General features: G+C 71.8%; 21 protein-coding genes. 8 read left to right on the forward strand and 13 right to left on the reverse strand.

Going from position 1 to position 22,456, the window contains the following annotated elements; all coding sequences use genetic code 11:
- The first annotated feature begins 18 nt into the window (after positions 1-18).
- Complete coding sequence (locus tag IEV65_RS02615) at positions 19-1,995, forward strand: acetoacetate--CoA ligase (protein WP_188428040.1); 1,977 nt, start codon at positions 19-21, stop codon at positions 1,993-1,995.
- Positions 1,996-2,390: 395 nt separating this feature from the next.
- Positions 2,391-4,214 carry a calcineurin-like phosphoesterase C-terminal domain-containing protein gene (locus IEV65_RS02620; RefSeq protein WP_188428041.1) on the forward strand — a complete coding sequence of 608 codons (1,824 nt, stop codon included), beginning with the start codon at positions 2,391-2,393 and terminating at the stop codon, positions 4,212-4,214.
- A gap of 80 nt (positions 4,215-4,294) precedes the next feature.
- Here IEV65_RS02620 and rbsD read toward each other — a convergent pair whose 3' ends face one another.
- The 6 genes from rbsD to IEV65_RS02650 are packed head-to-tail and all read right to left on the reverse strand — an operon-like array spanning position 4,295 to position 10,085.
- Positions 4,295-4,687: a D-ribose pyranase gene (gene rbsD, locus IEV65_RS02625; protein ID WP_188428042.1), complete on the reverse strand. Its 393-nt coding sequence runs from the start codon at positions 4,685-4,687 to the stop codon at positions 4,295-4,297.
- Positions 4,684-5,595: a ribokinase gene (locus tag IEV65_RS02630; RefSeq protein WP_188428043.1), complete on the reverse strand. Its 912-nt coding sequence runs from the start codon at positions 5,593-5,595 to the stop codon at positions 4,684-4,686. The genes rbsD and IEV65_RS02630 overlap by 4 nt, the downstream gene beginning before the upstream one ends.
- A complete protein-coding gene (locus IEV65_RS02635; RefSeq protein ID WP_188428044.1) occupies positions 5,592-6,560 on the reverse strand; it encodes a substrate-binding domain-containing protein in 969 nt (322 codons plus the stop codon). Before IEV65_RS02635 ends, IEV65_RS02630 begins: the two co-directional genes overlap by 4 nt.
- 48 nt (positions 6,561-6,608) lie before the next feature.
- Positions 6,609-7,583 carry an ABC transporter permease gene (locus IEV65_RS02640; RefSeq protein ID WP_188428045.1) on the reverse strand — a complete coding sequence of 325 codons (975 nt, stop codon included), beginning with the start codon at positions 7,581-7,583 and terminating at the stop codon, positions 6,609-6,611.
- Positions 7,573-9,084 carry a sugar ABC transporter ATP-binding protein gene (locus IEV65_RS02645; RefSeq protein ID WP_188428046.1) on the reverse strand — a complete coding sequence of 504 codons (1,512 nt, stop codon included), beginning with the start codon at positions 9,082-9,084 and terminating at the stop codon, positions 7,573-7,575. Before IEV65_RS02645 ends, IEV65_RS02640 begins: the two co-directional genes overlap by 11 nt.
- Complete coding sequence (locus tag IEV65_RS02650) at positions 9,081-10,085, reverse strand: LacI family DNA-binding transcriptional regulator (RefSeq protein WP_188428047.1); 1,005 nt, start codon at positions 10,083-10,085, stop codon at positions 9,081-9,083. Before IEV65_RS02650 ends, IEV65_RS02645 begins: the two co-directional genes overlap by 4 nt.
- A 236-nt stretch (positions 10,086-10,321) precedes the next feature.
- On the opposite strand from IEV65_RS02650, the gene IEV65_RS02655 reads away from it, so the two are divergent.
- The 5 genes from IEV65_RS02655 (at position 10,322) to IEV65_RS02675 (ending at position 14,415) form a co-directional block, all read left to right on the forward strand.
- Positions 10,322-10,729, forward strand: coding sequence for a YciI family protein (locus tag IEV65_RS02655; RefSeq protein ID WP_188428048.1), 408 nt, complete (start codon positions 10,322-10,324; stop codon positions 10,727-10,729).
- A gap of 3 nt (positions 10,730-10,732) precedes the next feature.
- Positions 10,733-11,878 carry an RNA polymerase sigma factor gene (locus IEV65_RS02660; protein ID WP_188428049.1) on the forward strand — a complete coding sequence of 382 codons (1,146 nt, stop codon included), beginning with the start codon at positions 10,733-10,735 and terminating at the stop codon, positions 11,876-11,878.
- Between the two features lie 81 nt (positions 11,879-11,959).
- Positions 11,960-12,196 carry a hypothetical protein gene (locus IEV65_RS02665; RefSeq protein ID WP_188428050.1) on the forward strand — a complete coding sequence of 79 codons (237 nt, stop codon included), beginning with the start codon at positions 11,960-11,962 and terminating at the stop codon, positions 12,194-12,196.
- 20 nt (positions 12,197-12,216) lie between these two features.
- Positions 12,217-12,534 (forward strand): metallophosphoesterase family protein, encoded by a 318-nt coding sequence (locus IEV65_RS02670; RefSeq protein ID WP_229735040.1) that lies wholly within the window; start codon positions 12,217-12,219, stop codon positions 12,532-12,534.
- A 99-nt stretch (positions 12,535-12,633) separates the two neighbouring features.
- Positions 12,634-14,415, forward strand: coding sequence for a bifunctional metallophosphatase/5'-nucleotidase (locus IEV65_RS02675; RefSeq protein ID WP_188428051.1), 1,782 nt, complete (start codon positions 12,634-12,636; stop codon positions 14,413-14,415).
- A gap of 65 nt (positions 14,416-14,480) precedes the next feature.
- Here IEV65_RS02675 and IEV65_RS02680 read toward each other — a convergent pair whose 3' ends face one another.
- Positions 14,481-14,801, reverse strand: a complete 321-nt coding sequence (locus IEV65_RS02680) for a putative quinol monooxygenase (RefSeq protein ID WP_188428052.1) — start codon at positions 14,799-14,801, stop codon at positions 14,481-14,483.
- A 141-nt stretch (positions 14,802-14,942) separates the two neighbouring features.
- On the opposite strand from IEV65_RS02680, the gene IEV65_RS02685 reads away from it, so the two are divergent.
- A complete protein-coding gene (locus IEV65_RS02685; RefSeq protein ID WP_188428053.1) occupies positions 14,943-16,583 on the forward strand; it encodes an esterase/lipase family protein in 1,641 nt (546 codons plus the stop codon).
- A gap of 26 nt (positions 16,584-16,609) precedes the next feature.
- Here IEV65_RS02685 and IEV65_RS02690 read toward each other — a convergent pair whose 3' ends face one another.
- The 6 genes from IEV65_RS02690 to IEV65_RS02715 all read right to left on the reverse strand — a co-directional run bounded on the left by IEV65_RS02690 (position 16,610) and on the right by IEV65_RS02715 (position 22,436).
- Complete coding sequence (locus IEV65_RS02690; protein ID WP_188428054.1) at positions 16,610-16,891, reverse strand: PAAR domain-containing protein; 282 nt, start codon at positions 16,889-16,891, stop codon at positions 16,610-16,612.
- A gap of 10 nt (positions 16,892-16,901) precedes the next feature.
- Positions 16,902-17,375 carry a phage baseplate assembly protein V gene (locus tag IEV65_RS02695; RefSeq protein ID WP_188428055.1) on the reverse strand — a complete coding sequence of 158 codons (474 nt, stop codon included), beginning with the start codon at positions 17,373-17,375 and terminating at the stop codon, positions 16,902-16,904.
- A gap of 48 nt (positions 17,376-17,423) precedes the next feature.
- Positions 17,424-18,158 (reverse strand): hypothetical protein, encoded by a 735-nt coding sequence (locus IEV65_RS02700; RefSeq protein WP_188428056.1) that lies wholly within the window; start codon positions 18,156-18,158, stop codon positions 17,424-17,426.
- 522 nt (positions 18,159-18,680) lie between these two features.
- Entirely contained in the window at positions 18,681-20,519 is a 1,839-nt protein-coding gene (locus tag IEV65_RS02705) for a sugar phosphate isomerase/epimerase and 4-hydroxyphenylpyruvate domain-containing protein (protein ID WP_188428057.1), read from the reverse strand.
- Positions 20,506-21,411 carry a shikimate dehydrogenase gene (locus IEV65_RS02710; protein ID WP_188428058.1) on the reverse strand — a complete coding sequence of 302 codons (906 nt, stop codon included), beginning with the start codon at positions 21,409-21,411 and terminating at the stop codon, positions 20,506-20,508. Before IEV65_RS02710 ends, IEV65_RS02705 begins: the two co-directional genes overlap by 14 nt.
- Positions 21,408-22,436, reverse strand: coding sequence for a DctP family TRAP transporter solute-binding subunit (locus IEV65_RS02715; RefSeq protein WP_188428059.1), 1,029 nt, complete (start codon positions 22,434-22,436; stop codon positions 21,408-21,410). The genes IEV65_RS02710 and IEV65_RS02715 overlap by 4 nt, the downstream gene beginning before the upstream one ends.
- Between the last annotated feature and the right edge of the window lie 20 nt (positions 22,437-22,456).

Here is a 22,456-nt window from a genome sequence, read left to right on the forward strand (position 1 = left end):
CCACGTGGAGGAGCACTGATGCCGGAGTCACCCGCCCCGCTCTGGGAGCCGTCGGAGGAGACGGTCCGCAGAGCCCACGTCACCGCGTTCCAGGAGTTCCTCACGCGGCGCACGGGGGCGACGTTCTCGGCATACCGCGACCTCTGGAAGTGGTCGACGAAGGACCTCGACGGGTTCTGGGGAGCGGTGTGGGACTTCTACGGTCTCGACGTGCTCTTCGGTCCGCACGGTCGCGTGCTCGCCGAGGAGCGCATGCCCGGGTCGACCTGGTTCCCCGAGGTGGCCGTCAACTACGCGGAGTATGTCGTCTCCCGTGGCCCTGACCAGGCGGTCGCCATCGTCGGGGCAGGCGAGGACGGGCGCGTCGTCGAGCTGACCTGGCGCGAGCTGCGCGGGCAGGTCGCGTCGCTGTCCGCCTGGCTGCGCGAGCGCGGCGTCGGGCGGGGGGACCGGGTCATCGGCTACCTGCCCAACATCCCGGAGGCGGTGGTGGCGATGCTGGCGACCGCTGCCGTCGGTGCGGTGTGGGCCAGCGTGGGGCAGGACTACGCGCCGCACGCGGTGGGGGACCGGATGGGTCCGCTCGGTGCCACCGTGCTCGTCACCGCCGACGGCTACCGCTACGCCGGCCGCGAGGTCGACCGGGCCGGCGCGGTGCGCGAGGTGGTCGGGCAGCTGCCGACCGTCACCGACGTCCTGGTTGTGGGGCGGCTCGGCGCGGAGCAGCTCGAGGTGCCGGGGACGGCGACGCACGACTGGGCGGAGGTCGTGGCCGGGGAGGTCAAGCCTTCCTTCGAGCGGGTGGGGTTCGACGACCCGCTGTGGGTGCTGTTCTCCTCCGGCACGACCGGGCGGCCCAAGGGGCTCGTGCAGTCGCACGGCGGCATCCTCGTCGAGGAGCTCAAGCTGCTCGGCCTGCACCTGGACATCGGGCCGGCCGACCGGCTGTTCTGGTTCACCTCGCCCTCGTGGGTGATGTGGAACATCCAGGCCTCCGCACTCGCGACCGGTGCCTCGATCCTCTGCTACGACGGCGCGCCCGCCCACCCGGACGCGCGCCGGTTGTGGCGGCTGGCCGCCGAGCACCGTGTGACGGTCTTCGGCTCCAGCCCTGGTTATCTCGAGGCCTCCCGCGGGACCGGCCTCGAGCCCGCCGCGGAGCTCGACCTCTCCGCGCTGCGGAGCATGGCGTGCACCGGCGCGCCGATCAGCCCGAGCACCCACGCGTGGGCGGTCGAGTCCTCCGGCGGGCTGCCGCTCTACTCGATGAGCGGCGGCACCGACATCTGCAGCGGCTTCTGCGGCGGCGTCCCGACCGTGCCGATCTGGCCGGGCGAGCTGTCGGTGCGCAACCTCGGCGTCGCCATGGACGCCTGGGACGAGCAGGGTGAGCCCGTGCGCGAGCAGGTCGGCGAGCTGGTGATGACGCGGCCGCTGCCCTCGATGCCGATCCGGTTCTGGGACGACCCTGCCGGCTCGCGCTACCGGGAGTCCTACTTCGAGACGTATCCAGGCGTCTGGCGGCACGGCGACTGGATCACGATCACGGCCCGCGACAGCGTCGTCATCCACGGCCGCTCCGACGCGACGCTGAACCGGCACGGCATACGCATGGGGACGGCCGACATCTACAACGCGATCGAGCACCTGCCCGAGGTCGCCGAGTCGCTCGTGCTCGGTGTCGAGGAGCCCGACGGCGGCTACTGGATGCCGCTGTTCGTCGTCCTCGCCGACCCGGCGGCGAGCCTGGACGAGGAGCTGCGCGACCGCATACGCGACGCGATCCGGGCCCACGCCTCGCCGCGGCACGTCCCCGACGAGATCGTCCAGGTCGCCGGGATCCCGCACACGCGCACGGGCAAACGTCTGGAGGTGCCGCTCAAGCGGCTGATGCAGGGCGCCGACCCCGCCCGCGTCGTGCAGCCGGCGGCGCTGGACGACCCCGCGCTGCTCGAGCCGTTCCTCGCCCTGGCGCGCGAACGGCGGGGCCGCTAGCCCGATCAAGGACGGCGGCGCGGGCGCCCCGAGCACGTCCGCGCCGTCGTCCGGCCTGTGTCGTCAGCGTGCGACCCCTCCGACCCGAGGTCCCCTCGGTCGTCGGACCAGACGGGCTGCCGCTGCTCGGGAGTGTTGAAGGTGTCAACGATAGAGACACGTGGGCTCACCAGGCCGGATTGAGCGCGTTTCTTGAACAAATCTTTACCTTCGGCGACTGAACTCTGTGGGGGACCCGTTGCCTGTGGACTTGACCGTGGCTTGACCTTCTGGTGGCCCGGCCGCCCGCGCGGTGTCGCCGGGAGGTGCCCCTGGCTTCTCCGGCGGTTCACCTGCGGCTGGTGATCTGCTCTCGCCGGCCGTCCGGCCGGCACCAGCTGAGAAGGAGCTCGACCGTGCTACCGAAGCCTGCTTCCCTCCGACCCTCCTCCACCCGCAGTGCGGCACTGGCTGCCGCGGCGGCACTGTCCCTGAGCGCCACCGGCGTGCTCGTCGGACCCACCAGCGTCAGCGCCGCCCCGCCGGTCCACGACTGGGCGGACACGGCATACCGAGGATCCGTGCACGTGGTGCCAGGGAGCGACGACGACGCGACCGTGCTCAGGGGCACCGTCTTCGTCGACCGCGACCGTGACTCCGTCCAGGACGCCGGCGAGCGCGGGCTGGGCGGCGTGACCGTCTCCAACAGCCGCGACGTCACCACGACCGATCGGCACGGCCGCTACGAGCTGCCCGTCTCCGAGGGCATGACCGTGTTCGTCACCCAGCCTCGCGGCTACCAGGTGCCGGTGGACGACGACAACGTCGCGCAGTTCTTCTACCACCACCTCCCGGAGGGGTCCCCCGAGCTGCGCTTCGGCGGGCTCGAGCCGACCGGGCCGCTGCCGCAGGAGGTCAGCTTCCCCCTCGTCGAGAGCGCGGAGACGCGCTCGCCCGAGCAGCACTGCGTCATCGGCGGTGACGTCCAGACCTACGACCTGGAGGAGGTGGGGTATGCCGCCCGCGGCGCCTTCGCCGACCTGGCCGCCCGGACCGACTACACCGGGTGCGGCGCGCTGTTCATCGGGGACGTCGTCGGCGACGACCTCTCGCTCTACCCCAAGACCCGCGGGCTGGCGGGCATGCTCAACGGGCCGGCGCGCTTCCTGCCCGGCAACCACGACCTCGACTTCGACGCCACGTCGGAGCACCGCTTCGACACCTTCAAGGCTCAGCTCGGCCCGGAGTACTACTCCTACGACTCCGGCAAGGTGCACGTGGTCTCGCTGAACACCGTCGAGTACCCGACCCGGGACAACCCGCGCAAGGGTGACTACAACGGCGAGATCGACGAGGACCAGCTCGAGTGGCTGCGCAACGACATCGCCCAGGTGCCGCAGAACAGCCTCATCGTCCTGGCGGCCCACATCCCGCTGCTGGACTACGCCGACCAGGGCAGCACCAAGCACCAGGTCGACCAGGTCCGTGAGATCTACGAGATCGTCGAGGGCCGGGAGGTGATCGCCCTCGGTGGGCACACCCACAGTCTGGAGAACCTGCGCGAGGGCGACAGCATGGAGGGCTGGTCGCGCCTGTTCGGGGTAGAGGGGTTGCCGTTCCCGCACATCACCGCCGGTGCCATCGCGGGGGACTGGTTCTCCGGCCGCACGCTCGAGGAGGGGTACCCGCTCGCGGTCCAGCGTGACGGTGCCCTGCCCGGCGTGCTCACCCTCGACGTCCGCAACACCGAGGTCACCGAGCGCTTCACCGTCCGAGGTGAGGACGAGACTCACCAGATGACGCTGGGGCTCAACAGCGCTCGTTACCGCGAGTGGTTCGCCGAGCACCGTTCCAGCGTCGGGTCGGCCCCGGTCTTCGAGGACCCCCTGGTGATCAGCCAGGAGGACCTGGCCGGCACCACCTGGCTGACGACGAACTTCTTCATGGGCAGCATCGGCGCCACCGTCCGCGTCTCGATCGACGGCGCGGCCCCGGTCGAGGCGACGCGCACCCAGCAGATGCAGGGCGAGGGTCAGCTCGTCGGCGCGGAGTGGTCCGACCCGACGGCTGTGCAGGAGCAGCTGGTGCACGGCGGCAGCGTGGCTGAGCGGTCGATGCACATCTGGCGGCTGGAGCTCCCCGCGGACCTGGGTCCCGGTGTGCACACCGCCGAGGTCGTGGCGACCGACGTCCACGGGCGGCAGTTCACCCAGACCCTGACCTTCGAGGTCACCGGCTGAGCGCAGCCGCACCGCAGGCCAGTCGGCCCCGCCGTCCGAAAGAACGGCGGGGCCGACGGGCGTCTGTCGGGTGAGTACAGCTAGAAGGGCACGCCGCTGCGCAGCAGCACGTTCGCGTAGGGCGTGGCTTCGCCGGTGCGCACGACGAAGGCGCAGTCGGCGACGAGCGCCTTGAGCTGCTGATGGCTGACCACCTCACGCGGCCCGAGCCGCTCGGCTGCGGCCCGGAGGACCGCGGCTGCCGGCTGGCCGTCGATCTCCTCGGCGACGACATGGTGCTCCACGACCAGCTCGTCGAGCAGGGCAGTGAGCACGTCGGCGAACGACGGCAGCCCCTGGACCACGGCGAGATCCACGATCGGCACGTCGGCCGGGACGGGGAGCCCGCAGTCGGCGACGCAGACCAGGTCGGTGTGCCCGAGGCGGGCGCAGCGGGCGGCGAGGTCGACGTTGAGGATGCCCTGGCGTTTCACGGCAGCTCCTGCTCGAGACCCGGGTATGACGGTTGAGCGCCGTGGTGCTGCACGGCATACGCCCCGACGCGCACCGCGTGCTCGACGGCTGCACGGAGGGGGTCGCCGGCGATCAGGCGCGCGGCGAGCGCGCCGGTGAAGGCGTCGCCGGCGCCGGTGGTGTCCACGGCGGTGACGCGGCGGCTCGGGACGGTGTCCGTGCCCGAGGCGTCGACGACCGCGGCGCCCTCGGCGCCCAGCGTGACGACGACCGACGGCGTGCCGGCGGTGACGAGCGCCTCGGCCAGCGCGGTTCCGCCGTCGCCGGAGGCCTCGAGCCCCAGTTCTTCGACAGCCTGGGCGGCCTCGTGCTCGTTGAGGACGAGCGGATCGGCGGACGTCAGCACGTCGCGGTCGAGGGCGTTCCACGGCGCGACGTTGAGGACGACACGGCGACCCGCGGCCACGGCCGCACGCACCGCGGCCTCGGTCGTGGTCCGGGGCAGCTCGCCCTGAAGGAGCACGACGTCGTCTGGCCCGGAGGCCGCGACGGCGGCCTCCGCCTGCTCGGGCGTGACGGTGGCGTTCGCGCCGGAGATGACGACGATCGTGTTCTCGCCGTCGGCGGAGACGGTGATGATCGCGAGCCCGGTCGGGGCATCCGCGACGGCGGCCACCCTCGAGAGGTCCACGCCCGCCGTGCGCAGCGCGCCGAGCGCCACGTCGGCGTCCCCGTCCTGGCCGACCGCGCCCACGAAGGTCACGGGCGCGCCCTGGAGGGCGGCGGCCAGGGCCTGGTTGGCGCCCTTGCCTCCGCCCGCCCGCTCACCCCCCTGCCCGAGGATGGTCTCCCCGGGCGTGGGGTGGCGGGCGACGTGCGCGAACAGGTCGACGTTGGCCGACCCGATCACGAGGAGGCGTGCGGTCACTGGAAGTCCGCGACGTTGTCCTCGGTGACGGTGACGACCTCGACCGGCTGCTGGGCCGGCAGCTCCTCGCCGTTGATGGCCTTGAGCGCCTGCTCGACGGCGACCTTGCCGAGCTCGGCCGGCTGCTGCGCGATGGTGGCGACCATGGTGCCGTCGGCGACCGCCTTGAGGCCGTCCTCGGTGCCGTCGAAGCCGACGACGAAGACGTCCTGGCCGGCCCGGTCGCCCAGCGCCTGCAGTGCGCCGAGCGCCATCTCGTCGTTCTCGGCGAAGATGCCGGTCACGTCGGCGTTGCTCTCCAGCAGGTTGGTGGCGACGTCCAGTCCCTGGGCGCGGTCGAAGTTGGCCGGCTGCATCGCGACGACCTCGATGTCCGGGAAGGCCGCGATGCCCTCCTCGAAGCCCTTGCCGCGGTCGCGGCTGGCGGAGGTGCCGGCGACACCCTGCAGCACGATGACCTTGCCCTTGCCGCCCATGGCCTCGGCGAGCGCCTCGGCGGCCTGCTTGCCCCCGGCGACGTTGTCGCTGCTCACCGTGGAGTTGACGTCCTTGCCCTCGACCGAGCGGTCGACGGCGATCACCGGGATGTCGCCGTCGAGCACCGGGGTCACGGCAGCAGCCGCCGCCTCGGAGTCGACCGGGTTGATGATGACCGCGTCGACGCCCTGGGTGGCGGCGTTGGCCAGCTGGTTCTGCTGGGTCGCGGCGTCGTTCTGCGCGTCGACGACCTCGAGCGTCGCGCCGGCGGCGTCGGCCGCCTCCTGGGCGCCGTCGCGCAGGGTGATGAAGAAGGGGTTGTTCAGCGTCGAGACGGCGAGGGTGATCGTCTGGCCGCCCTCACCGCCTCCGCTGGTGGCGCCGGCGCCGTCGTCAGCGGCGTCGTCGCCCCGGTTGCACGCAGTGGTGGCGAGGGCGAGGACTCCGGCCAGCGAGAGCGCCAGGCTGCGGCGGGTGATGCTGTTCATCTGCTTCTCCTTGTGGGGGTTGTGCGGTGGGGGAGGGTATGGGGTGGGTCAGCTGGTCTTGCGCCGCAGCACGTCGATACCGACGGCCAGGGCGATGACCAGGCCGATGACGACCTGCTGCCAGAACGAGCTGACGTTGAGCAGGTTGAGGCCGTTGCGGATCACGGCCAGGACGAGGGCGCCGATGAGGGTGCCGGTGGCCCGGCCCTGCCCGCCGGACAGGCTGGCCCCACCGATGACGACGGCCGCGATGGCGTCGAGCTCGTAGCCGACGGCCGCCTGCGGCTGGGCCGAGCTGAGGCGCCCGGCGAGGACCATGCCGGCGATACCGGCATACAGCCCGCTGAGGGCGAAGACCGCAGCGGTGAGCTTCTTGACGGCCAGGCCGGAGAGGCGCGCGGCCTCCTCGTTGCCGCCGACGGCATACAGGGAACGGCCGAAGACGGTCCGGTTGAGCACGAACGCGGTGATCGCGAACATCACGAGCGTCACGAGGATCGGGACCGGCACGCCGAGGACGCGCGAGCCGAGCCAGCTGATCTCGTCGGGCATCGACTGCGGGCGGCCGCCGGAGATCACGAGCGTCAGGCCGCGCGCGACGGAGAGCATGGCCAGCGTCGCGATGAAGGACGGGAGCTTGCCGTATGCCGTCGCCAGGCCTGAGAGCAGGCCTGCCAGCAGTCCCACGAGGGGACCGGCGACCAGGCCGAGCGCGCCCGGCATACCCTGGCCGACGATCCAGCCGGCGCTCACCGCGGACAGTGCAGCGACGCTGCCGACCGACAGGTCGATGCCCGCGGCGACGATGACGTAGGTCATGCCGAAGGCCAGGATCGCCACGACCGCGGCCTGGACGCCGACGTTGAGCAGGTTGGTCGTGGTGAGGAAGTCGGGGGTGGCGATGAACATCGCCACGACGACCACGACGAGACCGACGAGCGCGCCGTTGTCGGAGAGGAACTGGCCCAGGCGCTGGCGCGACGTGCGCGCCGGCTTCGCGGGGGTGGTGGTTTCAGTGGACACGGGTGGACTCGACCTCCTTGACGGCCAGCGACATCACGCTGTCCTGGGTTGCTTCGTCGGCGGTCAGCTCGCCGACGATCCGGCCTCCGGCCATGACGAGGATGCGGTCGCTCATGCCGAGGACCTCGGGCAGCTCGCTCGAGGCGAGGAGCACGGCGCCCCCGGCCTCGGTGACGGCGTTGATGAGCTCGTAGATCTCGACCTTGGCGCCGACGTCGACGCCGCGGGTCGGCTCGTCGAGGAGCAGGACCTGCGAGCCGGCCAGCGTCCACCGGCCGAAGACGACCTTCTGCTGGTTGCCGCCGGAGAGTGAGCGGACGGGCTGGCGGACGTCGTTGAGCCTGATCCGCAGCTGCTCGCTGACCTGGTGGGCGCGCCGGCGCTGGCCGGCGAGGTCGGCGAGGGGACCTCTGGCGTGGCTGCGCAGGGTGGCGTAGCCGACGTTGTCCTCGACGCTGGCGCCGAGGACGAGGCCCTGCGTCTTGCGGTCCTCGGGCACGTGGCCGAGCCCGAGGGCGACCCCGGCCGCGACGTCGTGGCGGGGGACCTGCCTACCCCCGACGGCCACGGTGCCGCTGTCGTAGTTGTCCGCGCCCGAGATCGCGCGGAGCAGCTCGGTGCGACCTGCGCCGACGAGCCCGGCCAGGCCGACGACCTCGCCGCGACGGACCTGCAGGCTGACGTCGTCGAACCGGCCCTCGGAGGACAGGCCCTTGACCTGGAGCAGGACCTCGCCGAGGTCGGGCCGTCGGCGCGGGAAGAGCTGCTCGATGCTGCGGCCGACCATGAGCCGGATGAGCTCGGGCTCGGGTGTGCTCGCCGGCACCTCGTCGACGAAAGCACCGTCCCGCAGGACGGTCACGGTGTCGCCGATCTCGGCGATCTCGTCGAGGTGGTGGCTGATGAAGACCATGCCGACCCCGTGGTCGCGCAGCTGGTTGACCACCGTGAAGAGCTGGGCGATCTCGGTGCGGGTCAGCGCCGCGGTCGGCTCGTCGAGGATCAGGATCCGTGCGTCGACGCTGAGCGCCTTGGCGATCTCGACCAGCTGCTGCCGGGCGATGCCGAGCGTGCCGACCTTGCGGTCGAGATCGACCGACAGACCGATCCGGTCCAGCGCCTCCTGGGCGAGCTTCCGCATACCGCGCCGGTCGACCAGACCGAGGCGGCTCGGGGTCCGGCCGAGGGTGATGTTCTCGGCGACGCTGAGGGTGGGGACGAGGTTGAGCTCCTGGTGGATGGTCGCGATGCCGTGCGACTCCGCGTCGCGGGTGCTGGTGATCCGCACCGGGCGGCCGTCGATCTCGATCGAGCCGGTGTCCGGCTCATGGACGCCGGCGATCATCTTGACCAGCGTCGACTTGCCGGCGCCATTCTCGCCGAGGAGCACCTGCACCTGGCCGGCGCGCACCGACAGGTCGACGTCGCGGAGCGCGACGACGCCGCCGAACCTCTTTCCCACCCCCTTCAGCTGCAGCAGCGGGTGCTCGGACGTGGTCATGCTGACCTCCTGGCGGGGATGGACGAGGTGGTGCACGAGCGGCGGACGACGAGCCGGGTGGGGACCACGACGTCGCCTGAGGGGCGGCCCGCGACGAGGTCCTTGAGGGCGCGGTATGCCGCGAGCCCCAGGCTCTCCACGTCCTGGGCCACCGCGGTCATGGGCGGATCGAGCAGCGGGAACCACCGACTGTCGTCGAAGGAGACGACCGCGATGTCCTCGCCGATGCGCAGGCCGCGCTTGCGGGCCTCGGACAGGACCCCGACGGCCATGAGGTTGTCGCCGGCGAAGACGGCCGTGGGCCTCGGCGTCGTGTCCAGCAGGGCAGCGGCCGCGACGTGGCCGGACCGCTCCTGGAAGTCGCCCTCGACGATCCACTCCGGGCGCGGCGTGCACCCGTGGCCCTCCAGTGCCGCCAGGCAGGCGGCCAGGCGCTCGCGGCCCGAGGAGGAGGACTGGGGCCCGGCCACCAGCGCAATGTCGCGGTGCCCCAGCTCGACGAGGTGGTCGATCATCTGGCGGGAGCCGAGCTCGTTGTCGGACTGGATCACGGGCGCCGGCGATCCGTCGACGCGGCGGTCCAGCAGCACGAGCGGCATCCCCGTGGGAACCTCCAGGGTCGCGCCGCCCTGCGGGACGACGATCAGGCCGTCGACCCGCTGGGTGGCGAGCGAGCGGAGGGCCGCCTCCTGGCGGTCGGTGCGCTCGTCGGCGTTCATGGTGATGACCGAGACGTGGTCCGCGGCCGCTGCCTGCTCGATGACGTAGGCCAGGTCGGAGAAGAACGGGTTGCGCACGTCGGAGAGGAGCAGCCCGATCGTGTCCGTGCGCTGGGTGCGGAGGGACCGGGCGGCCTTGTTGACGCGGTAGCCCAGGTCGTCGGCCGCGCGCCGCACGAGCTCGACGGTGCCGGGGGAGGCGGGACCGGAGCCGTTCAGGGCTCGGCTGGCGGTCGCCACGGAGACACCGGCGCGGGCGGCGACGTCGCGGATCGTGGCCATGGCACCTCCTCGTGCGGTACAGGGTGAAGTCAGATCAGGTGAAGCAGATCAGGTGAAGCAGATCAGGTGAAGACAGATCAGGGTGGAAACGTTTCCACATCGAGAACGTAGCCGCCTTGCTGCCGTTCGTCAAGCCCCTCGACGCCGGAGCGTCCGACGATGTCGAGATCACGCCACCGGTTCCGTCCCAGGGGTGATCACGACCACACTGGTCGTGGCGACGGAAGGAGACAACGATGGCCAAGTACCTGCTGCTCAAGCACTACCGCGGCGCGCCCGCGGCGACCAACGACGTGCCGATGGACCGCTGGGCGCCGGAGGAGGTGGACGCCCACATCCGGTTCATGGGCGACTTCGCCAAGCGCTTGGAGGGCACCGGTGAGTTCGTCGACGGTCAGGCGCTGTCGCCGGACGGCCTGTGGGTCCGCTACGACGGTGAGGGCCGGCCGCCGGTGACCGACGGTCCCTTCGCGGAGACCAAGGACCTCATCGCCGGGTGGATGATCATCGACGTCGACTCGCAGGAGCGGGCGGTCGAGCTCGCCGGCGAGCTGTCCGCGGCACCGGGCGCCGGTGGTGCCCCGGTCGGGGAGTGGCTCGAGGTCCGGCCCTTCATGGGCGTGGGCTCCGCCGACCTCTCCTGACCGATGGACCTTGTCGAGCTGCGGGGCCTGGTCCCTGCGGTGGTCGGCGTCCTCGTCCGACGCGGGGCAGACTTCGCGTCGGCCGAGGACGCCGTGCAGGAGGCGCTCATCCGGGCGCTCGCCGCCTGGCCGCACGACCCCCCGCGCGATCCCAAGGCCTGGTTGGTCACGGCGGCGTGGCGCAGCTTCGTCGACTGGGCCCGCTCCGACGCCGCGCGCCGCGCGCGGGAGGCGCGACTGCATACCGAACCCCCTCCGGGGGAGGTGTCGTCGGTCGACGACACGCTGCGGCTCTACCTGCTGTGCGCGCACCCGTCCCTGAGCCCGACCTCCGCGATCGCCCTGACGCTGCGGGCGGTCGGCGGCCTCACCACCCGGCAGATCGCCGAGGCCTACCTCGTGCCCGAGGCCACGATGGCCCAGCGGATCAGCCGGGCCAAGGCACGTCTGGCCGACGTCGAGATCGCGGACGGGTCGCGCGACCTGGGTACGGTGCTCCACACGCTCTACCTCGTCTTCAACGAGGGCTACTCCGGCTCGATCGACCTCGCGGCGGAGGCGATGCGGCTCGCCCGACAGCTCGCGACCCGCACCGAGGAGCCGGAGGTGCTCGGCCTGCTGGCGCTCATGCTCCTGCACCACGCCCGTCGCCGGGCGCGCACCACCGCGGGCGGTCGGCTGGTGCCGCTGGCCGAGCAGGACCGGTCGCTCTGGGACACGGCGATGATCGCCGAGGGGGTCGCGCTGCTGCAGGCGGCGCTCGCGCGCGACCGGCTGGGGGAGTACCAGGCGCAGGCCGCGATCGCGGCCCTCCACGCCGACGCCCAGCGGGTCGAGGAGACCGACTGGGTGCAGATCGTCGAGTGGTATGACGAGCTCGTGCGCCTCTCCCCGTCCCCGGTCGCCCGGCTCAACCGGGCGGTCGCGGTCGGGGAGGCGGACGGAGCTGCGGCCGGTCTCGCCGAGCTGGCCAGGATCGAGGAGGGGGTGCCGCGCCGCACCGCGGTGGCGGCCTATCTACATACCCTGGCAGGGGAGACGGGGCTCGGCGCCGACCTCTATGCGCGCGCAGCCGCCGAGGCGAGAAGCACAGCCGAGCGGGACCACCTCACCAGGGAGGCTGCGCGTCTGCGGCAGCAGCTCGGCTGACCGGTCGACCGGCTGGGCGTGCTGGGTGCTGTCGGACGCCTCGCCGAGCAGACGGGCGACCGGCTGGCTAGCGTGGCGTTCATGAGCGATCAGCAGAGCAGCCCCGGGCCGGAGGAGGCCGACGCGCGCCAGCAGGCCGCGGAGTACGTGGTGGAGCGGGTCGAGAGCTGGGACGAGGGCGCCGAGCCCGAGACCGTCCGCGAGGATCTCGAGGAGGGCATGGCCGAGGCGGAGGTGGACGTGCCGGAGGAGGAGCTGGACCGCATGGCCGACGACATCCACCGCGACGGCAGCACGGACGCCCCCGACGTGGAGTGAGCCAGGGCCTGCGACTGGTGATGCTGGCTGACACCCATGTGCCGGCGCGAGCCCGGCAGCTCCCGACCGAGGTGTGGGACGAGGTCGAGCGGGCCGACGTCGTCCTGCACGCCGGCGACTGGGTCACGCCGCTCCTGCTGGACGAGCTCGAGGCGCGCTCGGCGCGGCTGGTCGGCGTGTGGGGCCACAGCCACATCCCCTGGGACACCGAGCACGAGGGACTCCGCCTGCTCAACCCGGGCTCGCCCACCGACCGCCGGCGCGAGCCGTACCGGACCTTCCTGACCTGCACCGTGGCTGACGGTGTGCTGCGCGACGTCACCCTGCACCGGCTCTGAGGGCGCTCTCAGCAGCCGGTGGCGGTAGACGCTGCAGGCCGGGCTCGCCAGCTCTAGAGTGCCGTCGTCCCCCCTCGCGACGACGAAAGACACCCTCTGATGCCTTCCGCCCGACTGACCGCCTCCGGCGTGGCTTTGGCCCTCGTGCTGGCGCCCGCTGTGGCCTCCGCCGCCGGCCCGCAGGGCCCCGGCCAGGACGCCCACGACCTCGACCTGACCCTGCTGGCGACGACCGACATGCACGGTCGCGTCCTCAACTGGGACTACTTCAAGGACGCCACCTACACCGAACGCTCCGGCGACACCGTCGGCCTCGCCAAGGTCGCCTCGGTCGTCGACCAGGTCCGCACCGAGGTGGGCGACGACAGCCTGCTGGTCGTCGACAACGGCGACGCCATCCAGGGCACGCCGCTGACCTACTACTACGCCAAGGTCGAGCCGGTCGCCGAGACGGGCGAGGACCACCCGATGGCGACGGCATACAATCAGATCGGGTATGACGCGCAGGTCGTGGGCAACCACGAGTTCAACTACGGGCTGGATCACCTGCGCGCCTACGAGGGCGACCTGGCCATGCCGCTGCTGGGCGCCAACGTCGTCGACGCGCAGACCGGCGAGCCGTGGCTCGAGCCGTGGACGATGGTCACCAAGAAGGTCGAGGGCCACAAGCCCGTCAAGGTCGGCATCCTCGGGCTCACGACGCCGGGCTCGGCGATCTGGGACAAGGGGGTGGTCGAGGGCACCCTGGAGTTCCGCGACATGGTCGAGACTGCCGCGGAGTACGTCCCGCAGATGCGGGCGGCCGGCGCGGACGTCGTGGTCGTGCTCTCGCACGCCGGCAAGGGTCCATCCTCCTACGACACCTCCCTGCTGCCGCCGGAGAACCCCTCCGACGTCATCGCCCGTACTGTCCCGGGCATCGACGTCATGGTCGTGGGGCACACCCACCGCGACGTCCCCCAGGAGGTCATCCACAACGAGGTGACCGGCGAACCGGTGCTGCTCACCCAGCCCTACCGCTGGGGCGGCACCGTCACTCGCGTCGACCTCGACCTGGAGAAGTCCCGCGGTCAGTGGGACGTCAAGGACGCTGCGGGTATGGCGTACCGCACCCGGGACTTCGTCGAGGACCCCGCGGTGGTGGCCGCCGCGGCGCAGGCGCACGGCAGGACCGTTGACTACGTGAACCAGGTCGTCGCGACGGCGACCGAGGAGATGTCCGGTGCGGAGTCCTTCTGGAAGGACACGGCGATCGTCGACTTCATCCAGCACGTGCAGACCGAGACGGTCGACCAGGCCCTCGAGGGCACGGCCTACGCTGACGTGCCTGTGCTGTCGATCGCCGCACCGTTCTCGCGGACCGCGCTGTTCCCGGCCGGTGACGTGACGATCCGCGACATGGCCGGCCTGTACATCTACGACAACACGCTGGAGGCCGTGACGATGACGGGCGCGCAGGTGCGGGACTACCTGGAGTACTCCGCCAAGTACTTCGCCACCGTGCCGGCGGGGGAGTCCTTCGACCCCGCCAGCGACGTCAACGCCGACGGCACCCCGGACTACAACTACGACATGCTCTCCGGCGTCTCCTACGAGCTGGACCTGTCGCAGCCGGTCGGAGACCGCGTCGAGAACCTCGCGCTGGCCGACGGCACCCCGGTGACCGACGACATGGAATTCGTCGTCGCGGTCAACAACTACCGGCGCTCCGGCGGCGGTGCCTTCCCGCACGTGTCCACCGCGCCGGTCGTCTACAACGAGCAGCAGGAGATCCGTCAGCTGCTCATCGACTGGGCCTCCGCGCGCGGGGTCATCGACCCGGCTGACTTCTCGGTCGAGAACTGGTGGCTCACCGTCGCGGACGTGCCCGTGGCCCCGTGACCTGACGCCCTCGCGACGAGGACGCCCGGCCGCCTGCGCGGCCGGGCGTCCTGCCGTCGGGGAGCTCAGTCGATCCGCAGCTCGCCCATCGGCTCCCAGCCGTTTCCCTCCACCTGGCGGGAGACGATCTTGGGGGTGGCGCTCAGGTGCGGCCGCATGGCCTCGATTCCCTCGGAGAAGTGTGGGCTCGCGACGTGCGCGGCGGCGCCCTCGTCGGTGAAGGCCTCCACCAGCACGAACTCGTGCGGGTCCTCGACGCTGCGGGACCACTCGAAGAAGAGGTTCCCCTCCTCGGAGCGGCAGTCGGAGGTGTAGTCGGCCACGACGTCCATCCAGGTGTCGACGGACCCGGGCCTGACAGGGAACTTGACCACGATGAAGTACATACCCGGCATGGTGTCGAGCGGTCGACCGGTCCGCAACCGGACCCTCTGCGCGCCGCATCCGTAGAACTACCCATGTCCTCGGGCGGGCGCCGACTGCTAGACCAGCAGGGACAGGTCCGGAAGCGATGCGGGGAGCGTGACATGAACAGTGGGACCACGACACGGCCGTTGATCCTGGTGCGCGGGTTCGGCGGGCTCGACGTCGGCAGCGAGCAGGCCAACGCTTACCAGGGGTTCAACGAGGGCACGGTCTATCCGGGCCGGCGTGGCGACAACTTCATCTACGAGGGCTTCCTCCTGCGCGCGATGAAGTCGACCGACTACCCCTACCGCGACGCGACCAACGTGGTCGGCTACTACGCCTCGCCCGTCTCCGCGCTCGAGGAGGCCGACGGGTGGGGGCCCGCGGAGACCGGGGGCACCGTGGTCATCGACCAGGCGGTCGCCCGGCGCGTCCTGCGCGACGCGGCGTTGGGCACCCTGTGGGTCTACCGGTTCTACGACCTCACGCCCCGCTCCCTGGCCCGCTACGGCGAGGGGCTCGTCCGCCTGATCTCGCTCATCCGCAAGGCGGTCGAGCGGCACGAGCCGGGCTCCTTCGACGGGGTCGACCTCGTGTGCCACAGCATGGGCGGGCTCGTCATGCGTGAGGCGCTCCTGGCGATGGACGCGCAGGAGAAGGGATCGGCGAGGCTTCTGGTGAACCGCGTCGTCACCCTCGGCACCCCGCACCGCGGCATCGCCTTCCAGGGCATGCCGCGCTGGCTCCTCGAGGCCCTGCCCGGGGCCAGGGACGGCTCGGACGAGCTGGCCGGCTTCTCACCGGACAGCACGAGGTTCCTCCAGATCGAGAAGGTCTTCCCCGTCGACCGGATCCTCACGGTGATCGGCACCAACTACCGGACCTACAACGTCCGGGCCTCCAGCGTGCTCAACCGCCTGTCCACGCTCCTCGACGAGGGGACGCTGGCGACCAACCGCAGCGACGGCCTGGTCAAGCAGGCGGCCGCACAGCTGCCGGGCGCCCCGAGGACGTTCGTGCACAAGAGCCACGGCGGCGCCGACTCGGTCGTGAACTCGCGCGAGACCTACGAGATCGCGATGCGCTTCCTGCACGGCACGCACAAGGTCTCGCTCTGGATGGAGGAGGCCGAGATCACGCGGGGCAAGGACTGGTTCGGCGACAGCGAGTTCTACTTCGGCGTGAGCATCAAGCCGCGCTACGTCGACTTCGAGCTGTTCCACCAGAGCGCCGAGGCCGAGAACTGCTACGGCCCGTTCCACAAGGCCGATCTCTCCGACGACCTGGGCGACCTGGAGGTCGAGCTGAGGAAGCCGCTGGCCGCCCCCGGCGACCGGACCACCGGTTGGGCCGGGCGGGACCGGCTGATCTGGGAGGGGTGGATCGACGGCCGCGCGACGCCGTCAGAGCAGGCCTACGGGATGGTGTTCCGCCTCGATGTCTACGTGGGCGAGAGGGACAGCCGGGGGATCGGCTTCTCCGACAACGTCATCTTCCGCAAGCAGTACTACGTCCAGGTCTTCCCCGGCACCCACGCCGAGCTCTTCCTGCACACCGGTGAGGAGTACCTCGGGCAGCGGGAGCCCAAGGACGCCGCGGCGCTGCTGGAGATCGCGGCCTCTCAGGCCCACCTCGGCACGAAGGCGCCGGTCCAGCACCTGGAGGAGGTCCGGTCGCGTCCGGGCTGGTTGTTCGAGGTCGGGGGCACCGGCTTCCGCGCGACGATGCGGGTCGCGATCGCCGCCAACCGGGAGAGCTGAGCGGTCCGGCGAGGCGGGCCGACGGCTCAGCAGCCGACCAGCACCGTCGGCACCCCACGGACGACGACGGCTCCACAGGCAAGCGGATCGCCGGTGCGCGCGACGGGCCGACCGCCCACGAGCACCGTCGCGCTGCCCCGGACCACGGGCTGAGGACCGGGGAGGGCGGGGTGCGCCAGGCCCGGACACAGCACGACGTCCCCCACCGTGGCCGCGGGCAACCCGCCGACGAGGACCGTGCTGACCCCGGGTCCGACGACGACTCCGCCGTGGGAGGTCGTGTCCCCGACGCGGGCGACGGACGGCATACCCGGTCCCTCAGTTGATCCGCACGAGGGCGCCCGTGACGGACACCGTCGCGGCCGACCGGAGGTCCAGCGGCGCGGCGGCGCTGACGTCCATCGGCCCGGCCGAGCGCAGGGTGACGCCGTCGCGACGGAGGGTGAGGGACGCGGAGCCGTCGGCGAGCTCGAGGGTGATGCCCTCCTCGGCGATCGTGATGCGGTGGCCGGCGTGGGTGATCTGGAGCTGCTGGTCGGGCGTCGCCGGTGTCGCGACGCGGCCCAGCACGACAGGCCGGTCAGGGTCGCCGTCCTCGAACCCGAGGAAGACCACCTCGTCGACGTCCGGGAGCGGCGCGCCGCCCGTCGCCCCGAGCGGCGAGCAGACGGGCGCCCAGGCCTGGTACGTGCCCTGGCCGACGGTGTAGCTGACGCGCACACGGCCCTGGTCCGTGGGGTCGGCCGTGTCATTGACGGTGGCGCGCAGGAGGCCACGCTGAGGAGGAGCCATGGCCCATCGTGCCGCGCGGAGGGGCCGGCGCGCCATACCGGACGGAGGTCAGGCCGCGGGCGCGGCTGAGCGGTCCCGCCGCATCGCCCGGGCGAGCAGCGGCCCGGTGACGATGAGGGTGAGCCAGACGATGCTGATGACGATGATCTCGAAGCTGTCGGCTCGGTCGCGGCCTCGGATCAGGGTGACCACGACCAGCGACCCGGCCACCGCGCCCGCGGCTGCGGCGAAGATCCAGCGGGCCACGGCCTCCGCGCGCGAGGTGCGCGACAGCGTGGGCACGAGGGCCAGGAAGACCAGGCTCATGAGCAGGTAGCCGAGCTCCTCCAGCGCGATGAAGACTCCGTGCGGGTTGTACTGGGTGAAGAGGGCGTAGCCCTCGAGCTCGCCGCGCTCCAGGCTCAGCGGCAGCACGGTGGCCTGGACGTAGTAGTCGATGAGCAGGACCGCCGCCGCCACGCCGGCGAGCGTGAGCGCGAGCGTCCCGAAGACCTTCCGGTCTGCCGGTGCGCGGTGGTTGAGCACCGCGACGAAGGCTACGAAGAGCACCATCAGCGCCATCGCCGGGAACATCCAGTAGTAGTCGCCCGGCCACTGCGCGAGGATCGTCGGGTCGGTGAACGGGTAGGGCACCCGGTCCGGGAGCGCGGTGAGCGCGAGGACGAAGGTGAGGAGCGTCATACCCGAGGTGGCGAGCGCGACGACCGGACCGAACCATCCGGCTGCGCGGGAGCCGCTGGCAGGTGTGTGTCCATGCGGGGAAGTGCTCGTGCTGACGGTCATGCCGGTCCCCTTTGCTCTCTCCTCCGACCGTAGCGCCGCTGCGTGCGGGCTGGGGAGGGAGCTCGTTCTCCCGAGGTATGGCGTGCGTCACCCACTCACGTGAGCGGGTTGGGACCGCCCTGTCGGCGTATGGCGTGCGTGAGCCACTCATGTGAGTGGGCTGGGAGTCTCACGCCCCCAGGCAGGCCTCCTGCGCACGGGGGTCCATCTCGAGCTCGCCGACCGGCCCGTCGAGGACCACCTTTCCTCGGCCCAGGACGTAGCCGCGCTGCGACAGTCCGCTGACGCCGGCGCCGGGATTGACCCGGGCCGTCCGAGGCGCGCTCGACGAGCTGGTTCAACTGCAGCATCGCGACGAGCCGACAGGTGAAGGCGCGGTGCACGCCCAGCTCGGCGGTGAGCTCGGCGACGCTGACCCGTGCGGCCCGCCGGCGAAGAGCCCGAGCACGGTCAGGCCCCGGTCCAGGGTCTGCGGGGGCGCGCTCTCGGGGGCGCATCGTGGCACGGGGTCGCCGGCGAACCTCAGCTTCGGACGTCGGCCCGCGCCTGCGCCGCCAGCCGGAAGGGAGCGTTGCGGGCGCCGAAGCCGGCGTAACCGTCGACGCGCTGCACGAACTCCAGAAAAACGCCGCCGACGGTCTGCGTGAACAGCTGCAGGTAACGCCCTGCGCCCACCTCGTCGACGAGGACGGCGCGGCTGCGCCACCGCTCCACGTCCTCGTCGGCGAACGCGTAGAGAGCCTGGAGGTCCTCGTAGTAGTTGTCACCCACGTGCAGGAGCGGCACCCCCTGACGCTGCAGGTGGTCGGCCATCGCGACGATGTCGTCGGTCTGGAAGGCGATGTGCTGGGTCCCGTCCCGCACGGGCGCGCCGTGCTCCTGGGCGCGTCGCGGCTGGACGTTGAGCACGACGGCGACCTCGCGTCCGCAGCTGGTCATGGCTTGCGAGCGCACGAGGCCGTAGGGGTCGGCGACGTCGTTGCTCGGCAGACTGTCGAGCCCGCCGACCGCGGTCCAGAACAGGGTCGCTCCGTCGAACTCGTGCCACGGCTGGGTCAGCGCGACGTGGTCGATCCCGAGCAGTCCCGGGACGCCGACGCCGGCGGGCGGGTGCGCGGGCAGCTCGGCGGGACAGAAGGTGACCCGGGTGCCGTCGGGGGCGTCGACGGCCTGCAAGGGCTGGCCGAGGGCCTCGACGGAGATGAGCTCGCAGCCCAGCTGCGCGGCCCGCGCGGCGGCGCGGGCGGGATCAGGCACGCGGACGCCCAGCCCGCTGACCCGGGCGACGTCGGCGTCGACGGGCCGTGTCGCGATCCAGACATCCTCGTGCACCCAGGCCGTCGCGTCCTCGGCGTCCTTGGCGCGCGCGAAGCCGACCGCGTCGACCAGGGCGGCGAGCGGCCCTCCCGACTCGTCGTCGAGCTCGACGAAAGCCAGGCCGCGCGGCGTCGGCGCCGGGGGGATCGGCAGGAGCAGCGACTCCACACGGTCCAGCTCGTGGGCGCTGGCGCGGACTCCCGACGCACGCCGTGCGGCGAGGCGCCGGCGCATCCGGTCCTGGAGGTGGAGCAGCGAGCGGTGGGCGTCCCGCGCGGTCTGCCGAGCCGGTGCCTGCCGGAAGATGTCGTTGAAGACCTCCAGGGACAGGGGGCCCTCGTATCCCGCGAGCAGCGCGTTGAGCGCGACGCCGGGCACGTCGAGGCCGCCCTGGCCGGGGAAGCACCGGTAGTGACGGCTCCAGGGGAGCACGTCCATGGCCAGGCGCGGGGCGTCGGCGAGCTGAAGGAAGAAGATGAGCTCCCCGGGGATCTCCAGGATCCCCGCCGGGTCGATGCCGCGGGAGAGGATGTGGAAGCTGTCCAGGCAGGTCCCGACCGCGGGATGGTCGGCGTCGAGCGCCGCGCGCGCGGCCACCCGGTAGTCGTCGACGTGGGTGCCCCAGGCGAGCGCCTCGTAGGCGATCCGGGCGCCGTGCTCCTGCGCGACCTCGCCCATCGACCGCAGCTGCGCGGCCAGCTGCTGCGGCGCGGCGACGGCGTCCGGGGCGACGCTGGAGCAGACGAGCATCAGGTCGACCCCGAGCCGCCTCATCAGGTCGAACTTGTGGCGGGCCCGCTCGAGGTTGGCGGCGAAGCGCTCAGGGTCTCGCGAGTCGAGGTCGCGGAAGGGCTGGAAGAGGTTGATCCGCAGACCCAGGTCGGCGCACCGGTCCCGGACCTCCTCGGGGGACCAGGCCCCCGAGAGCAGGTCGTGCTCGAAGATCTCCACGGCCTCGAAGCCGGCCTGCGCCGCGGCGGCGAGCTTCTCCGGCAGCGTGCCGCTCAGCGAGACGGTCGCGACGGAGGTCTCAAGGGTGGGCACGGTCGGCTCCTTCCAGGGCGATGAGTCGGTCGAAGTGCTGCGCGAAGTCGGCCGGGTCCGGTCGCACCCCGGTGAAGAGGTGGAACGACTCCGCCGCCTGGCCGATCGCCATACCCGCGCCGGTCGCCGTCCGGCACCCGCGCTCGCGGGCGGCGCGGACGAGCTCGGTGACGAGCGGGCGGTAGATGACGTCGACGAGCCAGTGCTCCGCGCGCAGGAGGTCGGGGTCGAAGGGCAGGCCCGGATGGTGGGCCATGCCGACCGGGGTGCAGTTGACGATCCCGTCCGCGCGGCCGAGCCGGTCAGGCAGGCTCTCGGGCGCAGCGCCGACGACGGCACCCCCGGTCGCCACCGCGACCTCCGAGGCCAGCGCGACCGCCCGGTCCTCGTCGACGTCCACGATCGTCAGGTCCTCGACACCGAGGCCGACCAGGGCGTGGGCGACGGCGGCCCCTGCCCCGCCGGCGCCGACCTGGACCACGTGGCCCAGATCGGCGCCGGGCATGTCGCGCCGGAAGCCCAGCGCGAAGCCGGTGACGTCGGTGTTGTGCCCCACGGCCCGGCCGTCGGTGAAGACGACCGTGTTGATCGCCCCGATCCGAGCGGCTTCGGGGGACAGCTCGTCCACGTGGGCCACCGCGAGCCGCTTGCAGGGGTGGGTGATGTTGAGCCCGGTGAAGCCGAGGTGGCCGGCGGGGCGGATCAGGCCGACACCCTGCTCCGCGCTGAGCCCGAGCTCGGTGATGTCGACCGTGCGGTAGGTGTAGTGCAGCCCGCGTCGGTCGGCCTCGGCCTCGTGCATGCCGGGTGAGAGAGACCTGCCGATGCCGCCGCCGATGAGCCCGCACACGAAGCGGGTCCTGGCGGCGCTCGTCGGCGCCTGCTCCGTCATCCGCCGATGGAGTTCTGGATCGTCTGGTAGAGCTCGAGCTTGTCGCCCTCGAGGTTCTCCTCGAAGTAGGCCTTGGCCTTCGCGCGGAACGCCTCGACGTCGACGTCCTCGACGATCTCCATGTCGCCGCTGCTGCGCCACTCGTCGAGGGCGGCCTGCTCAGCCTCCTCGACGCAGCCGGGCACCTCGCCGACGGCGGTGCTGACGGCGTCCTGCAGAGCCGTCTTCTGCTCCTCGTTCAGCTCGTCCCAGACGGGGCCGACGATGATCAGGTTGGAGTTGAGCTGGTGGCTGGACATGCTGAGGTAGTCCTGCACCTCGTGGAGGCTGATCGCCTGGATGTTGACGATCGGGTTCTCCTGCCCGTCCACGGTGCCCTGCTGCAGGGCGAGGTAGAGCTCCTCGTAGGCGACCTCGGTGGCCTCGGCGCCCATCGCCGCGGCGTTCATGAGGTACTGCTCGGAGTTCGGGAACCGCATGCGCAGCCCCTTCAGGTCCTCCGGCGTCCGGATCGCCTTGTTGGCCGTGAACTGCCGCGCGCCGGCCGACCAGGCGCCCAGCACGGTGACGCCGGAGGCCTCGTGGAAGGCGTCGCGCATCTCCTGGGAGTCCTCGCCCGCGATGAAGTCGCTGAGCTGCTGGCCGTCCTCGAAGACGTAGGCGCCGTCGATGATGCCGATGGGCTCGTAGACCGCACCGAGCGCCGAGGCGCCCTGCATGTCCATGTCGATGTCCCCGGAGACGACCGCGGAGATGCGGTCGGCGTCACCGCCGAGCTGGCTGGAGCCGAAGATCTCGACCTCCAGCCCCACGTCGGCGTTGGCGAGCTCCTCCTGGATGACCTTGGCCCCGCACTCGGACTGGGGCTGGGTGTCGGTGTAGCTGTGGGCGAACCGCAGGGTGCGGGTCTCCCCGGCGGCGGTGCCGTCGGTGCCGTCGCTCCCGTCGCCTCCGCCGCCACAGGCGGCGAGGGACAGGGGCAGGGCGAGGGCGGCCGCGGCGGCGAGCGTGCGGGTGGTGCTCATGGGTTCTCCTTCGAACAGTG

It is taken from the genome of Ornithinimicrobium tianjinense, from assembly GCF_014636495.1.
GTDB classification, from domain to species: domain Bacteria; phylum Actinomycetota; class Actinomycetes; order Actinomycetales; family Dermatophilaceae; genus Ornithinicoccus; species Ornithinicoccus tianjinensis.

Excerpts from the sequence above, each read along its gene's own strand:
- IEV65_RS02675 (WP_188428051.1), top strand. The coding sequence starts at position 12,634 with ATGCCTTCCGCCCGACTGACCGCCTCCGGCGTGGCTTTGGCCCTCGTG.
- IEV65_RS02680 (WP_188428052.1), bottom strand. The coding sequence starts at position 14,801 with ATGTACTTCATCGTGGTCAAGTTCCCTGTCAGGCCCGGGTCCGTCGAC.
- IEV65_RS02715 (WP_188428059.1), bottom strand. The coding sequence starts at position 22,436 with ATGAGCACCACCCGCACGCTCGCCGCCGCGGCCGCCCTCGCCCTGCCC.
- IEV65_RS02710 (WP_188428058.1), bottom strand. The coding sequence starts at position 21,411 with ATGACGGAGCAGGCGCCGACGAGCGCCGCCAGGACCCGCTTCGTGTGC.
- IEV65_RS02695 (WP_188428055.1), bottom strand. The coding sequence starts at position 17,375 with ATGGCTCCTCCTCAGCGTGGCCTCCTGCGCGCCACCGTCAATGACACG.
- IEV65_RS02655 (WP_188428048.1), top strand. The coding sequence starts at position 10,322 with ATGGCCAAGTACCTGCTGCTCAAGCACTACCGCGGCGCGCCCGCGGCG.
- IEV65_RS02690 (WP_188428054.1), bottom strand. The coding sequence starts at position 16,891 with ATGCCGTCCGTCGCCCGCGTCGGGGACACGACCTCCCACGGCGGAGTC.
- IEV65_RS02665 (WP_188428050.1), top strand. The coding sequence starts at position 11,960 with ATGAGCGATCAGCAGAGCAGCCCCGGGCCGGAGGAGGCCGACGCGCGC.
- IEV65_RS02650 (WP_188428047.1), bottom strand. The coding sequence starts at position 10,085 with ATGGCCACGATCCGCGACGTCGCCGCCCGCGCCGGTGTCTCCGTGGCG.
- IEV65_RS02670 (WP_229735040.1), top strand. The coding sequence starts at position 12,217 with ATGCTGGCTGACACCCATGTGCCGGCGCGAGCCCGGCAGCTCCCGACC.
- IEV65_RS02660 (WP_188428049.1), top strand. The coding sequence starts at position 10,733 with ATGGACCTTGTCGAGCTGCGGGGCCTGGTCCCTGCGGTGGTCGGCGTC.
- IEV65_RS02645 (WP_188428046.1), bottom strand. The coding sequence starts at position 9,084 with ATGACCACGTCCGAGCACCCGCTGCTGCAGCTGAAGGGGGTGGGAAAG.
- IEV65_RS02635 (WP_188428044.1), bottom strand. The coding sequence starts at position 6,560 with ATGAACAGCATCACCCGCCGCAGCCTGGCGCTCTCGCTGGCCGGAGTC.
- IEV65_RS02700 (WP_188428056.1), bottom strand. The coding sequence starts at position 18,158 with ATGACCGTCAGCACGAGCACTTCCCCGCATGGACACACACCTGCCAGC.
- IEV65_RS02615 (WP_188428040.1), top strand. The coding sequence starts at position 19 with ATGCCGGAGTCACCCGCCCCGCTCTGGGAGCCGTCGGAGGAGACGGTC.
- IEV65_RS02685 (WP_188428053.1), top strand. The coding sequence starts at position 14,943 with ATGAACAGTGGGACCACGACACGGCCGTTGATCCTGGTGCGCGGGTTC.